Origin of the sequence: Oryzibacter oryziterrae, from assembly GCF_021864535.1 — a bacterium.
Lineage (GTDB): Bacteria > Pseudomonadota > Alphaproteobacteria > Rhizobiales > Pleomorphomonadaceae > Pleomorphomonas > Pleomorphomonas oryziterrae.
Genome location: NZ_JAKJIC010000006.1, coordinates 1 through 15,854 on the forward strand (window position 1 = coordinate 1; position 15,854 = coordinate 15,854).

At 66.3% G+C, this 15,854-nt stretch carries 13 protein-coding genes; 5 read left to right on the forward strand and 8 right to left on the reverse strand.

Going from position 1 to position 15,854, the window contains the following annotated elements; genetic code table 11:
* Positions 1–270 precede the first annotated feature (270 nt).
* From L2I41_RS08005 to L2I41_RS08020, 4 genes are all read right to left on the reverse strand, one after another.
* A complete protein-coding gene (locus L2I41_RS08005) occupies positions 271–1,596 on the reverse strand; it encodes a hypothetical protein (protein ID WP_237153014.1) in 1,326 nt (441 codons plus the stop codon).
* 41 nt (positions 1,597–1,637) lie between these two features.
* Positions 1,638–2,558: an oxygen-dependent coproporphyrinogen oxidase gene (gene hemF, locus L2I41_RS08010; protein WP_237153015.1), complete on the reverse strand. Its 921-nt coding sequence runs from the start codon at positions 2,556–2,558 to the stop codon at positions 1,638–1,640.
* 141 nt (positions 2,559–2,699) lie between these two features.
* Positions 2,700–3,353, reverse strand: a complete 654-nt coding sequence (locus L2I41_RS08015) for a glutathione S-transferase family protein (RefSeq protein ID WP_237153016.1) — start codon at positions 3,351–3,353, stop codon at positions 2,700–2,702.
* A gap of 73 nt (positions 3,354–3,426) precedes the next feature.
* Positions 3,427–3,906, reverse strand: a complete 480-nt coding sequence (locus L2I41_RS08020; RefSeq protein WP_237153017.1) for a tRNA (cytidine(34)-2'-O)-methyltransferase — start codon at positions 3,904–3,906, stop codon at positions 3,427–3,429.
* A 323-nt stretch (positions 3,907–4,229) separates the two neighbouring features.
* On the opposite strand from L2I41_RS08020, the gene L2I41_RS08025 reads away from it, so the two are divergent.
* The gene (locus L2I41_RS08025; protein ID WP_237153018.1) at positions 4,230–6,086 is read left to right on the forward strand and encodes an ABC transporter ATP-binding protein; all 1,857 of its coding nucleotides are present in this window, start codon (positions 4,230–4,232) and stop codon (positions 6,084–6,086) included.
* A 79-nt stretch (positions 6,087–6,165) separates the two neighbouring features.
* Here L2I41_RS08025 and L2I41_RS08030 read toward each other — a convergent pair whose 3' ends face one another.
* Together L2I41_RS08030 and recQ are read right to left on the reverse strand one after the other, a co-directional pair.
* Positions 6,166–6,906, reverse strand: a complete 741-nt coding sequence (locus L2I41_RS08030; protein ID WP_390634039.1) for an SDR family NAD(P)-dependent oxidoreductase — start codon at positions 6,904–6,906, stop codon at positions 6,166–6,168.
* A 173-nt stretch (positions 6,907–7,079) separates the two neighbouring features.
* The gene (gene recQ / locus L2I41_RS08035) at positions 7,080–8,936 is read right to left on the reverse strand and encodes a DNA helicase RecQ (RefSeq protein ID WP_237153019.1); all 1,857 of its coding nucleotides are present in this window, start codon (positions 8,934–8,936) and stop codon (positions 7,080–7,082) included.
* A 194-nt stretch (positions 8,937–9,130) separates the two neighbouring features.
* On the opposite strand from recQ, the gene L2I41_RS08040 reads away from it, so the two are divergent.
* From L2I41_RS08040 to L2I41_RS08055, 4 genes are all read left to right on the forward strand, one after another.
* Positions 9,131–10,135, forward strand: a complete 1,005-nt coding sequence (locus tag L2I41_RS08040; protein ID WP_237153020.1) for a calcium-binding protein — start codon at positions 9,131–9,133, stop codon at positions 10,133–10,135.
* 100 nt (positions 10,136–10,235) lie between these two features.
* A complete protein-coding gene (locus L2I41_RS08045) occupies positions 10,236–10,937 on the forward strand; it encodes a Crp/Fnr family transcriptional regulator (RefSeq protein ID WP_237153021.1) in 702 nt (233 codons plus the stop codon).
* A gap of 102 nt (positions 10,938–11,039) precedes the next feature.
* On the forward strand, positions 11,040–11,903 hold the full coding sequence (locus L2I41_RS08050) for an MBL fold metallo-hydrolase (RefSeq protein ID WP_237153022.1): 864 nt from the start codon (positions 11,040–11,042) through the stop codon (positions 11,901–11,903).
* Positions 11,890–12,519: a FecR domain-containing protein gene (locus L2I41_RS08055; RefSeq protein ID WP_237153023.1), complete on the forward strand. Its 630-nt coding sequence runs from the start codon at positions 11,890–11,892 to the stop codon at positions 12,517–12,519. Before L2I41_RS08050 ends, L2I41_RS08055 begins: the two co-directional genes overlap by 14 nt.
* A 22-nt stretch (positions 12,520–12,541) precedes the next feature.
* Here the strand turns inward: L2I41_RS08055 and L2I41_RS08060 are convergent, their stop codons facing one another.
* Together L2I41_RS08060 and L2I41_RS08065 are read right to left on the reverse strand one after the other, a co-directional pair.
* On the reverse strand, positions 12,542–14,452 hold the full coding sequence (locus L2I41_RS08060; RefSeq protein WP_237153024.1) for a CHASE2 domain-containing protein: 1,911 nt from the start codon (positions 14,450–14,452) through the stop codon (positions 12,542–12,544).
* Positions 14,453–14,521: 69 nt separating this feature from the next.
* Positions 14,522–15,814: an HlyD family type I secretion periplasmic adaptor subunit gene (locus tag L2I41_RS08065; RefSeq protein ID WP_237153025.1), complete on the reverse strand. Its 1,293-nt coding sequence runs from the start codon at positions 15,812–15,814 to the stop codon at positions 14,522–14,524.
* Positions 15,815–15,854 lie beyond the last annotated feature (40 nt).

Below are 15,854 nucleotides of genomic sequence, written 5' to 3' on the forward strand. Positions count from 1 at the left end.
TCGCCGCCAGGCCTGCAAAACGCAAGAACACAAACCACACGATAAAAGCTCATCACAAATACAATCACACACAAAAACACAAACGCCCCGTGCCAGAAATGACACGGGGCGTTTGTACGTTCTGGGGCATAGCGAGGCGGGAGAAATGCCCCCGCACCAAGGCCCAAGGACGAGCCGGGAAGAGGTCAAATCCCCGCTGAAAATGGGCAGCCGAGCGTTCGAAGGGCAAGGCCGACGGCAGCCCCAACGGCCTGGCGCGCGTCTTCCGATTCAATATCCGCGAATGATCGCTCTTGCCCTTGAATTGACGCGGGCTGGCTGGAGATCCTGTCCCTGCAGCAGGCAGAGCAGGATGCCATAGGCGCCAAGCGGGGTCAGCTGCGACTTGGGATGCGGCTGGAACCAGTGGGGCAGTTCGCTGTCGGAAAAGACTTCGGCGCGCACTGCCAGGCGGCAGGTCAAACGCGCTTGCTGTTCCAGCCAATCCGCCACTTCGCCGACGCCTTCTGCTTGCAGATCCATGCGCTTCTTCGGCGTTGTACCAAGCGCGGAATCGATGGCCTGCAGCGGCAGGATGGAGATCTCGAAAGGCGCCAGCAGCGCCAAGGTTTCACCAAGCTCCTTCAGACCCTTGGCCGCCGGATCGGGCTGATGCGGGCCGCGATTGGTGACCACCGTGACCTTTCGAATGCCCACTCGCAAGGCGTCTTCAAAACAGCTCATGGAGAGTTCGGGACGGAGCAGGATTTGCGCCCTTTCGAGCAGTTGCAAGTCGGCAGCGCTGAAATGCGCCGTGAACGGGGCCAAGGATCCGCCTTCGCCGATGATCATGATCGGCTCGCGCGCCGCTTCGGCGAGACAGGCCATGAGCCTGCCCTGACTTTCGCGTTCCGCGCGCTCGATCGCCTCTGCGAAGGGCATATCCAGGCCGAGCTTTTCCAGGAGCGAATAGCCGATTGCCGAAGGGTGCAGGTCGTTGTCGACGATCAGCTTGGCATATCGCTCAGGCCGCCGCTGCAGCACGGCGGAAAGATCGGGAACGATGGGATCGCCCGTGCGCGCGTAGCGATCGAGTGGCCACAGAGGGTGGGTGGAAACCCCTTGGGGGTTGAGGTGTTTGCCGGCCAGACCGTCGACGACCGAACGCATCGCCTGCGTCCAGTAGACCATGCGCAACCTCTCGCCATAGGTCTTGCGCCATAAAAGCAAGGCGTATTCGGCCCTTAGCCGCACTTCGAGATCGCTCCTGGCACCGATCAGTTCGCTGGTGATGTGAGAATAGCCCGAGAACAGGTCGCCATACCGCGGTTGCAGATTGTCGCGGACGATGCTGTTGCCGAAGCGGAAGTCGCCGATGATCAGGACGATACGGGAGTCCGTTCTTGCGGCTACATCGGCGGTTGCCTCGAACACCTCGCGGTCCCAGAGCGGCGCGCCGGTCGAATGGACGAAGCTGACCTCACAGCCCGGCGGCGGTAGGGAGCCGATGGCAAGCAGGTGTTCCCAGCGCACGACATGCGATGGCCCGACGATGCAGAGCCGCGGGCGATCCTCTTGTCGATCCGGAGAGCCCGGCGTGTTGCACTCGTTGGACATGGCTTGATCTTGGTTCAGGGCGGCCCCGAGCTAACGCCTCGTCACGGCCATTTCACCACGGGCGGCATGGAGGAGAGAATGCTGTCAATGTTGCCCCCGGTCTTCAGGCCGAAGATGGTCCCTCGATCGTAGAGCAGGTTGAACTCGACATAGCGACCGCGGCGGATCAGCTGTTCCTCGCGTTCGGCGTCGGACCAGGGTTTCTCCATGTTGGCGCGCACAAGGCGTGGATAGACGTCGAGGAAGGCGAGACCCACGTCGCGCGTGAAGGCCATGTCGGCGTCCCAGCCGGCATCCGAATGAAGATAATCGTAGAAAATGCCGCCGATCCCGCGCGGTTCGTTGCGGTGTTTCAGGAAGAAATACTCGTCGCACCACCGCTTGTAGTTGGCATAGTCCACCTGCGAATGGGCATCGCAGGCCGACTGCATCGCCGCGTGGAAGGCCAGGGTATCGGGATCGTCCTGGGTGCGGCGGCGGTCCAGCACGGGGGTGAGGTCGGCGCCGCCGCCGAACCACTGGCGGCTGGTGACGACCATGCGGGTGTTCATGTGCACGGCCGGCACATGCGGATTGTGCATGTGGGCGATCAGCGAAATGCCGCTGGCCCAAAAGCGCGGGTCCTCGGTGGCGCCGGGGATCTGGGCACGGAACTCGGGGGCGAACTCGCCGTGAACCGTGGAGATGTGCACGCCGACCTTCTCGAAGACGCGGCCGTGCATCAGGCTCATCTCTCCGCCGCCGCCCGGTGCGCCGCTGTGATCGGTGCGTTTCCAGGCCGTCCGCATGAAGCGCCCGGGCTGACGATCGGCGAGCGGACCGCTGAGGTCGTCCTCGATCGCCTCGAAGGCCGTGCAGATGCGCCCGCGCAGTTCGCGGAACCAGGTGGATGCAGCAGCCTTCTTGGCCTCGATGTCGTCAGGGAGTGTTGTCTGTTGCAAGGCAGCGGCCGGTGACGACATTGAGGACTCCAGTCCGAAACGGAAACATGGCCAAGGGTCTTACGCCATGCCTGCGGGGCTTGCCAAGACGCCTTGTGTCCGGCTCCGCCGTCTCCCTCAGCGGATAGACAGCAAACCAACGGATCCGGACGGCCCTGCCGGTCAGTCGGCGTATTCGTAGTCGGCAATGAACCAGGGCTCGGTCGCGCCGGCGGCGAGCCAGTCCTGATAGGCGGGGAGGTCACGGATCGTCCTGGCATAGGCGGCGGCGACGTCAGGCAGCGGCCAGGAATAGGTGGTGAAGCGGGCGACCACGGGCGCGTACATGGCGTCGGCCGCGGAGAACGCGCCGAAGAGGAACGGGCCGTCAGAACCGAAGCGGCTGCGCGCCTCCTGCCAGATGGCGATGATCCGCGCGCCATCGGCAAGGGCGGCCGCGCCGCCCCGCTCCTTCCAGGCATAGGTGCGGCGGAAGTTGCAGGTGTAGTGCTGGCGCAGGGCGCCGAAGCCGGCGTGCATTTCGGCACAGATGGAGCGGGCGAAGGCGCGTGCCTTGCGATCCACGGGCCAGATCGGCAGGTCGGCAAAGCGCTCGGCGAGGTATTCGGCAATGGCAAGCGAGTCCCACACCGTCACGTCGCCATCGATCAGGCAGGGAACCTTGCCCGACGGCGACAAGGGGGCCAGCCGTGCCGCCGTGTCGGCCTGGTAGAGCGGCACCAGGACCTCCTCGAAGTCGATGCCGAACTGCTTCAGCAGCAGCCAGGGACGCAGGGACCAGGACGAATAAGCCTTGTTGCCGATGACGAGTTGCATGGATGTCTCCTTCTTGCGGCAAGGCTCGCATCGCGGCTGGCGCCCGTCCAACGCAAATGTCTGATTGCTGCCATCAGGCCGGCTGATCGGTCACAGGCGGAAAGCCGTCGGTCTGGCGCAAGGCCTCGCTGAGGATCATCGAGGCGGAAACCGCAAGGTTGAGTGAGCGCGTGCCCGGCATCATGGGAATGCGGATCCTCAGGCCGGCGGCGGCGTGCACGCTGTCGGGAACCCCGGCCGATTCGCGGCCCATCAGCAGGATGTCGTCGCTGCGATAGGTTTCGGCGAGGAAGGAGGTCGAGGCCCGCGTTGTCGCCAAGACCAGCCGGCGGCCCTCCGACGCGCGCCAGTCGGAAAAGGCCGTCCAGCCCATGTGTCTGACCACGGTTGCCAGTTCCAGATAATCCATGCCGGCGCGGCGCAAGTTGCGGTCGGACATATCGAATCCCGTCGGCTCGATCACGTGCAGTCGCACTCCCATGCAGGCGGCAAGGCGGATCAGCGTGCCCGTGTTCTGGGCGATATCCGGTTGATAGAGAGCCAGCTCAATCATAAGCGCGTCCAGGGTGATTCATTATTGTTTAGAATGAGTTGTGACATTTATGCCATGGATGCTGCGACAATGTCGAGCCTTGCCGCAGGCGGGTTGCAAGCTTCAGGGCTTTTGCTAACCTCCCCTCGCTCCCGCCAGTTCGGGCCTTTTCAAGAAGGAGCGCAGCCGATGGAATCAATCCGCTTCTAAGCCTCGACCCTCGTGTCGTGTCCATCCCGTCCCGGTCGCAGTCGCGCGGCTGAGGAAACGCTTGCCCTTTCTTTCCCCTCAAGTCAGCCCGGCTGTCCGCGTCATGCCACGCGGCGGGTTGCATGGATGTCGTCATGTTTGCCTTCTTTGAACGTCTGATCGATCCCTATACGCCGGGGACCGGTGAACAACCGCCGGCCAAGGTGTCGGCCTTCTATTGGCATTATCTGCGGCAGGTCTGGCCGACCTTCGCCGCGCTGATGCTGGTCGGTCTGTTCGTGGCCCTGATCGAGGTTGCCATCTTCCGCTATATCGGCCGCATCGTCGACATTCTCGGCGTGGCCAAGCCGGGGCAGCTGCTGCAGGATTATGGCTGGGAGTTTGCCTGGATGGCGGCGGTGATCCTGGTCGGGCGGCCGGTGTTCAACAGCCTGCATGATCTGCTGATCCACCAGACCATTGCGCCCGGCGTCACCAACCTCATCCGCTGGCAGACGCATCGTTATGTGCTGCGCCAGTCGATCGGCTTCTTCAACAACGACTTTGCCGGTCGCGTCGCCAACAAGGTGATCCAGACCGGCCCGTCGCTGCGCGAGTCGCTGACGCAGGCGTCCGACGCGGTGTGGTTCGTGTTGCTCTACACGGTGTCGGCCCTGGTGCTGTTCGCCGAGGCCGATCTCAGGCTGGCCGCGCCGCTCGTCGTCTGGATCATCGCCTATCTCTTCGTTCTCCGGCACTTCATCCCGCGTGTCTCGCGCAAATCGGAGGAAATGTCGGAGGCGCGGTCGCTTCTGACCGGGCGCGTGGTGGACAGCTACACCAACATCCACACGGTCAAGCTGTTTGCCCATGCCGAACGCGAGGATGACTTCGCCCGCGAGGCGCTCGAAGACCATACGTCGGTGTTCTATGCCCAGCAGCGGCTGATCACCTCCATGACCATGACGCTCAATGCCATCAATGCGCTGTTGATGGTGGTCACGGGCCTGATGGCGGTGTGGCTTTGGTCGATCGGCGTCGTCAGCACCGGTGAAGTGGCGCTGGTCGGCGGTCTCGTGGTGCGCATCAACAACATGTCCGGCTGGATCATGTGGGAGGTGACCGGCATCTTCGAGAACATCGGTACGGTGCAGGACGGCATGAACACCATTGCCCGGCCGCATACGGTCGTCGATGCGGGCAATGCCCGCAAGCTGGCGATCTCCGGCGGTGCCGTCGAGTTCGACAATGTGCGCTTCCACTATGGCCGGCGCAGCGGCGCCCTCGAAGGGGTAACGCTGGCCATCCGGCCGGGCGAGAAGATCGGCGTGGTCGGTCCTTCGGGTGCCGGCAAGTCGACGCTGGTCAACGTCTTCCTGCGTCTTTACGACCTCGAGGGCGGCGTGATCCGCATCGACGGGCAGGATATCGCCAGCCTGTCGCAGGACAGCTTGCGTGCGGCGGTCGGCGTGGTGACGCAGGATACCTCCCTGCTGCACCGGTCGATCCGCGACAACATCAAATACGGTCGTCCGGATGCGAGCGACGAGGAGATGATCCGGGCGGCGGAGATGGCGCATGCCATGTCCTTCATCCCCGATCTCGTCGACAACCGGGGCCGGCGCGGCTTCGATGCCCATGTGGGTGAACGCGGCGTCAAGCTGTCCGGCGGCCAGCGGCAGCGCATCGCCATCGCACGCGTGCTGCTGAAGAACGCGCCGATCCTGGTACTGGACGAGGCGACATCGGCGCTCGACAGCGATGTGGAAGCGGCGATCCAGGAGAGCCTCGGCGCGCTGATGGAAGGCAAGACGGTGATCGCCATCGCCCACCGCCTGTCCACCATCGCCCGCATGGATCGTCTCCTGGTGATGGACAAGGGACGCGTGGTCGAAACCGGCAGCCATGCCGAACTGGTGGCAAGCGGCGGCCTCTATGCGCGCCTCTGGGCCCGCCAGACCGGCGGCTTCCTCGATGCCGACGAGGCGGCGGAACAAGCCGTCCACGCGTGAACTTTCAGCACAGCAATGCCAAAGGGGCGGAGAATTTCTCCGCCCCCTTGGCGTCACGAGGCTCAGTGCGGGCCTCCGCTCAGACGTGCTGGCCGCCGTTGATGTGGATTTCGGCGCCGTTGATGTAGGCGGAGTCCTCGCTGCAGAGGAAATGGATGGTCTCGGCCACTTCGCGCGGTTCGCCGAGGCGTTTGAGCGGCACCTGCTTGGCCACAAACTCGTCGGTGCCGGGCGAGAGGATGGACGTGCCGATCTCGCCGGGCGCGATGGCGTTGGCCCGCACGCCACGCGGGCCGAACTCATGGGCGAGCTCGCGTGTCAGCGTGGCGAGACCGGCCTTGGAAGCAGCATAGGCGACGCCGGCGAAGGGATGCACGCGCGAGCCGACGATCGAGGTGACGTTGACGATCGACCCCTTGGCTGCCTCCAGCTCCGGCAGGAGACCGCGGGCAATCAGCGCGGTGGACACCAGGTTGACGTTGAGCACATGGGTCCAGGTGCGGGCGTCGGTGGCTTCCACGCCCAGCTTGCCGCCGTCGGGCGCCTTGGGCGATATGCCGGCGTTGTTGACCAGCGCGTGCAGCTTGCCGTCGGGCAGGCGCGAGCGCACATCGGCAATCATGTCCTCGATGCTGTCGAGATCGGCGAGGTCGGCCTGGATGTGGCTTTCGCGGGCGCCCGGCCACTTGCACTCTTCCGAGAAGGGATGGCGGGAGACCGTCAGGATGCGCCAGCCGCGCTCCATGAAGAGCTTGACGGTGGCGTGACCGATGCCGCGGCTGGCGCCTGTCAGCAGCATGATCCGGTTGCCTGGGGTCATCATCGGAGCCGTCCTCGTGTTCTTTTTGTGACCGGTCAAGCTAGCATCTGAAGCTACGCGAGACACCCCCGCAAGAGCGCTCACGCCGGTCCAGCCCTAGTGGTTCGATTCTGACATTTGCATCCGCCTGAAACAAAGCGCCGAGCAAATGTAAAATTCGCTCCACTAGCCTGTTATGTGTGTTCGAGAATCACCTCGAGAAAGGCCTCGCCGTAGCGTTCGAGCTTGGATTGCCCGACGCCGGAGATGCCGAGCATCTCGTCGAGATCCGTCGGACGCTCGGTGGCCATGGCCACGAGCGTCGTGTCGGGGAAGACCACATAGGGCGGCACGCCCAGGTCCTTGGCGATGGTGGTGCGGGTGGCACGCAGCAGCTCGAAGAGTTCGAGATCGGCACCGTCCAGCGTGGCGCGCGCACTTGCGGCACGCGACGAGGTCTCGCGCGCGGCCTTGCCGGTGGTGGGGCGATCCTTGCGGAAACGCACCTCGCGCTCGCGTCGGAACACCGCCTTGGCGTCGGCTTCGAGCCTCAGGGCTCCATAGGCGGCATGGTCGACGCTGACGAGGCCTGCGGCCAGCAGCTGGCGGTAGACCGATTGCCAGGTCTTGGCCGGCAGATCCTTGCCGGCGCCGAAGACCGGCATGTCCGTGTGGCCGAAGCGTGTGGTCTTGTCGTTGGTTGCGCCCAGGAGCACATCGATGAGATGGCCGGTGCCGAAACGCTCGCCGGTGCGGTAGATGGCCGCCAGCGCCTTGATGGCGGCGTCGGTGCCGTCCCAGGTCTCGACGGGTTTCAGGCAGGTGTCGCAGTTGCCGCAGCCGCCCGCGTGGGACTCGCCGAAATGGGCGAGAATGGCCTGCCGCCGGCAGCCCGGCGTTTCGCAGATGGCCAGGAGCGCGTTGAGCTTGGAGCGTTCGACCCGCTTGATGTCCGGCTCCGAGCCGCTCTCGTCGATCATGCGGCCACGCTGGATCACGTCGGCCATGCCATAGGCCATCCAGGCTTCCGACGGCAGACCGTCGCGTCCGGCGCGGCCCGTCTCCTGGTAATAGGCCTCCACCGAGCCGGGCAGGTCGAGATGGGCGACATAGCGCACATTCGGCTTGTCGATACCCATGCCGAAGGCAACGGTGGCGACGAGGCAGAGGCTTTCCTCCTTCAGGAAGGCGTCCTGATTGGCGTCGCGCGCGGTCCGGTCCATCCCCGCGTGATAGGCGCGCGCGCGAATGCCGTGCTCGTTGAGCCAGCCGGCGGTGTCCTCCACCTTGGCGCGCGACAGGCAGTAGACGATGCCGCTTTCGCCCTTGTGCCGGCTCAGGAAGCGCAGCAACTGCTGGCGCGGCTGGTCGCGCTCGACGATCTCGTAGGTGATGTTGGGTCGGTCGAAGGAGGTGGTGAACACCCTGGCGTCGTGGAGCCCCAGCCGATCGATGATGTCGTCGCGCGTATAGGGATCGGCAGTCGCCGTCAGCGCCAGCCTTGGCACCCCGGGGTACAGCGTCGCCAGCTGGCCGAGCTCGCGGTATTCGGGCCGGAAGTCGTGCCCCCATTGGGAGACGCAATGGGCCTCGTCGATGGCAAACAGGGCGATGGTCGCTGTGCCGATCATGTCGCGGAAGGCCGGGGTGACGATGCGTTCGGGCGTCACATAGAGCAGATCGAGCGTGCCGGCGGCGATGGCGCGGCGCACCTCGACGAACTCCTCGCGCGTCAGCGTGGAATTGAGCGCGGCGGCGCGGATGCCGAGCTGTTTGAGCGCCTCCACCTGGTCGCGCATCAGCGCGATCAGCGGCGAGACGACGATGCCGATGCCGTCGCGGCAGAGGGCCGGGATCTGGAAGCACAGCGACTTGCCGGCACCGGTGGGAAACAGCACCACGGCGTCGCCGCCCGCCATCACCTGGTCGATGACCTCGCCCTGGCGGCCGCGAAAGGCCGAATAGCCGTAGACGCGCTTCAGCACCGCCAGCGGCGCGTGCTCTGAGCCCGTTTCAAAGAGGGCGTGAATGGGATGTTGACCCTGCGGCATGGAATCGCTCTGTGAACCAACCCTCCCTATGCCACAGCCCATCGTTCAAGTCCGCTCCGAATGCGCGGCTGTCACAGGACAATGCCCGTCCGCCCTTCGTCGTCTCGTTCCCTCGGGAACAGCGCCCGCCCGCTGGAAAGGGCATCCTGCCTGCAGATGAGCCCCCGATCGGCTCCACAGACAGGAGACACACCATGGCCTTCACCATCGTCAACGGCACCAACGGCGCGGACCAGATCACGGTGGGCGCCAGCCAGTCCGGCAACTTCGACATTCGCGCCAAGGGCGGCGACGACGTGATCAAGCTGTTGCGCAGCGACGATCTCGGCGGCGGTCACATCGTCGATGCCGGTTCTGGCAACGACCAGGTGCTCAACCGCTACGAGGGCAACAATGTCATCAAGCTCGGTAGCGGCAACGACACCTATGTCAGCGATGGCTTCACCGCCTTCAACGAAAGCGACGTGGTGTTCGGCCACGACGGCAACGACACCTTCATCTTCGCGACCTTCCAGAGCACCTTTTACGGCGGAAACCAGAACGACACCTTCATCTCGGTGGGCTGGCAGAATGTCATCAACGGCGGCTTCGGCACCGACACCATCTCCTATGCCCATCGCCATGAAGATTTCACCCTGGGCGGCACCGCCGTCACCATCGATCTGCAGAGCGGTCAGGTGGCGACGGGCACGACCCGCATCGAACATCTGTCCAGCATCGAGAATGCTGTCGGCTCAGAGCGGGACGACCTAATCTTCGGAACCACGGGCGCCAACAACCTCAAGGGTGTGGGCGGCAATGACGGCATCGATGCCGGCGCCGGCAATGACACCATCGAGGGCGGCAATGGCAATGACGAGCTGATCGGCGGCGCCGGCGCCGACAAGTTCGTCTTCAGCAAGGCCACCTTCGACTCGGGCGACCAGATCGACGACTTCAACCCGGCACAGGGCGACACCATCCAGCTCAAGCACGGCACCGCCTTCGGCTCCCTGCGCGTTGGAGACTTCCTGGACAGCGGCACCTTTGTCGCCGGCGCCAATCCGGTCGTTCGCAACACCAAGCCGACAATCCTCTATGACACCGACACCGGCGTCATCAGCTTCGATATCGACGGCACCGGGGCGCGGGCCAAGGTGGAGTTCATCCAGCTGATGGGCATTCCGGAGCTGCACGGCACCGACTTCCATGTGTTCTGAGCCGACAGCCTGTTGTTGCGGGGGCGCGTTGCGCACTCTTTCGCTTCAGGCGAAATTCTGAAACACTCCCGCGGTCGCCAACTGCAGGGGGAGCGCCAGATTGGACACGTCCGACGATCTCGACGAGTTGCTCCGGGGCACCGAACTGTTCGGCGAGCTCACGGATGATGACCGGAATGCCGTTGCCGCCTGCTTCCGCCTCACCCGCTTCGAGGCCGGGCGCACCTTGTTCCAGGCCGGAGACGCGGGCGATCGCGCCTATCTCCTCGCCGATGGCCAGGTGCGCATGACGCTGGCAACGGCCGGCGGGCGTGAGCTCAATGTGCGCGTCGCCCGGCGCGGAGATCTCGTCGGCGAGATCGCGGTGTTGGACGGGGGCGAGCGATCCGCCGATGCGGTGGTGCTGACCGACGCCCTGGCCTATGTGATCACCGCCGCCGACCTGTCCGGGTTGTTCGAGACGCGCAAGGGTCTTGCCCGCTCGGTGATCGCGCTGCTCTGTCGCCGCCTGCGCGCCACCACGGCGCAGTTGGAAGGCATTGCGCTCCATCGGATCGAGGTGCGGCTTGCACGCTATCTGCTCGATCGGCTGGACGGCCAGACGGCGCCGGCGGGCAAGCGCGTGCCGCTCGAGATAGGCCTGTCGCAGACCGACATGGCGCGCCTGATCGGCGCCAGCCGGCCCAAGCTCAACGTGGCGCTCGGCTTCCTCGAAAAGGAGGGGGCGATCAAGCGGACGTCCGACCGCCTGTTCTGCGACCCCGAGGCGCTTGCGCGCATAGCCGACGCCTTCGAGGAGTGAGACCTGCTGTTTCCTCGGGAACAGCGTCCGCCGGCCTCGAGGCGCTAAATCCGGTTCCAGGAGGTTGCGGGTCAGGCCCCGCGCCCGAGAGATGAGGATCGGATGGACAGTTCAGTTCACATCGCCTTCCACGGCGTCCGCGGGAGCCGGCCGGTGTCCGGCGCTGACTTCAGTGCCTATGGCGGCGCCACAAGCTGCGTCAGCCTGCGCCTCGGCGATGAGATGGTGGTGCTCGATCTCGGCACCGGCGCGCCCTCCCTGGGGCGCCAGATCGCGCTTGCGCCGCCCGAGCATCTGACGGTTCTGATTGGACACGCCCATTATGACCATGTGGCCGGTCTGCCTTTCTTCCAGCCGCTGCGCACGGGTGCGAAGGACGTCGTCCTCGCCAGCGCGGTTGCCGGCGGCACGCGGCGGATGGTCGCCGGGCTGATGGCGGCGCCCTTCTTTCCGGTCGGCCCCGAGGTGCTGGCGCCGACGCTCGATTGCGTCGATCTCCGCCCCGGTCGGCGCTTTCGGCCCAGCCCGTCCATCGAGGTGAATCTGGTCGACAGCAACCATCCGGGCGGCTGCACGGCCTTCCGCGTGGAGCTTGGCGGCCGGTCCGTTCTCTATGCCCTGGACCACCAGGCCGGCGATCCGCGCCTCGATGCGCAGCTGATCGACCTCGGGCGCGGCGTGGATCTGGCCATTCTCGATGCCGGCGAACCGATCGGCGCGCGTCAGAGCGGCATCGGCCACTCCACCTGGCAGGAGGCGGTGTCGCTTGGGATGCGCATGGGTGCCGCAAAGATTGCACTTGCCCATCATGCGCCCGCATCGGATGATCCGGCGCTGGATTGGCTCGGCGCAGAACTCGCCGATGTTGCGGACAATGCCTTCCTGGCGCGCGAGGGGCAGGACGTGCAGTTTGAGGCGGTTTGTGAGACCGCGTTGAGGTGGGGGACCTATCATGCAGGACTTTGATGCGGGGCGCCTCGATCGGCGCAGGTTTGCCCTGTTGCTGGCGGCGGCCGCGATGGCCACGCCCTCGATCGGCCTGGCCGAGGAGGGGCTGCGCTCGGTTGGCGACGTACGCAAGGCGTCCGGCGGCGTCTTCGCCGAAAGCGGCGCGCTGCGGCCGCTGCAGGCCGGTTCGGACATCCTGCTCGGGGATCTCGTCTGGACGGATGTGGCATCGCGTGCGGCGCTCGCCCTCGAAGGCGGCTCGGACATCTTCCTCGGCGCCAAGACGCGGCTCAAGATCGATCGTTTCGTCGCTGCGACCGGCGGGCGCCTGATCCTTGGCGACGGCGCCCTGGTGTTCGATCGCGACGACAGCCTGCCCAAGACCGACATCAAGCTGCTGTCTGCCTTCGGCCAGATCGGCGTACGCGGCACGCGCTTCTTTGCCGGTCCCAGCAAGGGCGTGTTCGCCGTCTTCTGCGAGCGTGGCGAGGTGCATGTGGCGGCGGCTGGAGCCCGGCGCGTCCTGAAGGCCGGCGACGGGGTGGATTTTCCCGTGAAGGGCGGCAAGCCCAGCGCCGTGCAGAAATGGGGTGCGGCCCGCGTCGAAAAGGCCTTTGCGAGCGTGCTCGGCTGAGGTCTGGCGTCGGTGAAGGCGCTCAAGGTGCGACGGTGAAGACCTGCACCGGGCCGAGCCCGCGCAGCTCCACGGGGCCGAGGGCGCGAAGCTCCGCGTCGGCAAGACGCGCGCCGGCATTCGGGCCGATGCAGATGTCCGTGCCGAAGTCCTTGTTGATGGCTTCGAGACGGGCTGCCATGTTCACCGCCGTGCCGTGGGCGGTGTAATCGAGCTTGGAGCCCATGCCGACGTCGCCGACCACCGCATCGCCGCATTCAAGGCCGATGCGCGTGCGCCCGAGGCCCGCCGCGGCCACGTCGGTGCGGGCGGCGAAGGTACGGCTGAAGGCAATGATCTCCTGTGCGGCTGTGAGCGCCTGCCGCGGATGGTCGGGCAGGTCCAGCGGCGCATTGAACAGGCAATGGGCCGCATCGCCGACGAATTTGTCGATCATGCCGCCGTGCCGCACCACGATGTCGGCGATCCCGGAGAAATAGGCATCCAGCAGGGCGACCAGCCGCTCGGCATCGAGCCGTTCGGTCAGGGCCGTGAAGCCTTCGATGTCGGTGAAGAGCGCCGTCACCTCGCGTCTTTCGCCGGAAAAGCGCACGAGATCTGGTCTTTCGACGATCCGCGCCACGAGTTCGGGTGCGAGATGCTGCTCGAAACGCCGGCGGATGCCCGCCGCCTGGCGGCGCTGGACGATCGCCGCATGGGCGGCCGCGGCGATCAGGCTGACGAGCGCCGCGAGCGGTGGCAGAACCGAGTCCACAAGCCAGTCCCACTGTCTGAAGACGGCGATGGTTGCCCCGGTCCAGGCCAGGGACGATCCGGCTGTCACGGCAAGGGCGCGCAGCGGCGTCAGGCTGGCGCCGCTCAGGGCGCCGGCCAGCGCCAGCAGCACGAAGGCGGCTCCTTCGATCCAACCTGCCCGGGACGGACGCAGCGGTACGCGTTCCGACAGTATGGTTTCCAGCGCGTCGGCCTCGATCTGCACCGAGGGGGCCACCGGGCTCGCGGCGGTGGCTCTGAGCGCACCGAGCGCCGGGGCGCTGCCGCCGAGGAGCACGATCTTGCCCGCAAGCCGTTGCGGCGGCACCTCGCCGTCCAGGATCGCCTCGGCCGACAGGCTGCGCTCGCCCCAGTGGCTCGACGGCGACGGGCGGAAGCGCAGCTGGCTGTCGGGCGTGAGCGGGATTGCGTGCCCGCCGATGGCAAGTGAGGGGCCTTCACCAATGAGGATGAAGCTGCCGGCCTGTTCGGCCACGCGCAGGGTTTCCGCCGCCAGCCCCGGAACGGGCACCGAGGCGGCGAGGGCAAAGAGCGGGACCTGTCGCACGACGCCGCGTTCGTCTCCCGAGAGCGAGCCGACGCCCATTCCCGCCGCCACGGAGGACAGCACCTCCAGTGGCTGAACGGCCCCGGCCGAGGTCCAGGGCACCAGTTTCGGCGGTTCGCCCTGCAACAGGATGGGCACCTGAGGCGGGGACGCCGTTGCCTGATCGGCGAGAAGCGCGGAGAGCACCGTCGGTGCAGCCCCGATCGCCTTGGTCAGGCGACCATCGCCATCGGGCAGGGCGCCATAGAGGGCGTGGGCCTCGTCACCCAGCTGTTGGCCGAGCGCTTCGCGGCCGTAGCGGTCCGGGCCTGCGAGCAGGATGTCGATGCCGACCGCCCGTGGCCTGGCGTCGGCGATGCGCGTCAGCAACGCTGCGAGCCGGGTGCGCGCCCAGGGCCAGGGGCCGAAATGCGCAAGGCTCGCGTCGTCGATCTCCACCACCACCACCTGACCCGAGACGGGCGGCGCCACTTGGACCAGTTCGTCGAAGGCAGCTTCGCGCCAGTTGTCGAAGAGCGGGGCGGCCAGGATACAGGCGCACAAGGCAAGAAGCAGCGAGCCGATGCCCGCTGAGGCGAGGGCGCCGAGAAACAGGCGTCGGGTCAAGGGCATCGCGGCATCGGCCTTTCGCGCGGGACTGGTCGGTATCGTAGATCAAACCGGCAGGGCTTGGAAAGCGCATCAGCTTTCGGTCATCGCCACCTGCATCATCTGCCGCCAGGGGTCGAGCAGATAGTCGACCAGCGAGCGCGCCCGGGTGATGACGATCACTTCGGCGGGCATGCCCGGCTGCAGGCGCCCGGCAAGGCGCGGCGGCAGGTCGGTCAGGCTGACGTCGATCTCGGCGCTGTAATAGGTGGTGCGCGCGACGTCGTCGGTCACCGCATCGGCCGATATGCGGGCGATGCGGCCGGGAATGCGCGGCATGGCGCGGTCATGGAAGGCGGGGAAGCGCAGTTCGGCGGTCTCGATGCCCTTGAGGTCATCCACGTCGGTCACGGGAATGCGGGCCTGCACGACCAGCCTGTCCGACACCGGCACGATGTCCAGCAGCGGCTCGCCGGCGCCGACCACGCCGCCCTTGGTCACGAAGCGGGAGGCCTGGACCACGCCGTCCACGGGGGCGCGCACCTGCGTGCGGGCGAGCGCGTCCTCGGCCACGCTGATGCGCTCGGCCAGATCCGATCTGCGGGGCACGGTGTCGGCCAGGGCATCGGAGGCGGCCTTGCGATAGGCTTCCGTCACCTGGGTGATCTGAAGCGCCACTTCGGCCTGGGCCGCGGCATTGGCTGCAACCTGCGCCTTGAGCCCGCCGGCAAGGCCTTCGAGGCGCGCGATTTCCCGGCCCTGCTCCTCGAGCTTGGCCCGTGCGACGAAGCCCTTGGCGGCGAGACCTTCAAGTCCGGCCCTCTCGCTTAGCCGGCTATCCAGTTGCGTCTGGGCGGCGCTGGCCTGGGCGGCAAGGCCGCTGGCCGCGGCGGTCAGTTGAGCCGTCTTGGCCTTGGCGAGCGCCATCTCGCTGTCGAAGGCGGCGAGCCGCGCCGCGAACAGGGAGCGCTGGCTGTCGATGAGGGCGGTGGCGGTCGGATCGGCCAGAAGTTCTGCCGGAAAGGTGACACCGCGATCGAGGTTCAGTTCGGCTTGCAGGCGGGCGGCGATGGCGGTCTGTTCGGCCATCTGGCCCTTGAGCGACGCCAGGGTTGCGGCAATGCGTGTGGTGTCGAGGCGCACCAGCAGATCCCCGGCCTTGACCCGGTCGCCGTCGCGCACGGCGATCTCCGCGATCAGCCCGCCTTCGAGATGCTGGACCTGCTTGCGCTGCCCCTGCGGCTCCACCGTGCCGCCGGCGACCACGGCTGAGGGCATCTCGACGCGGACGGCGAAGGCGGCAAAGCCGCCGAGGCCCAGGCCAACCAGCAAGCCACCCGAGAGAGCGAGTGACCGTATCGAGGCGTTGAAGGAGGTGTCGCGCATTTGGTCTGTTCCCCTGTTCCGGACATTCATGCGGCGATCA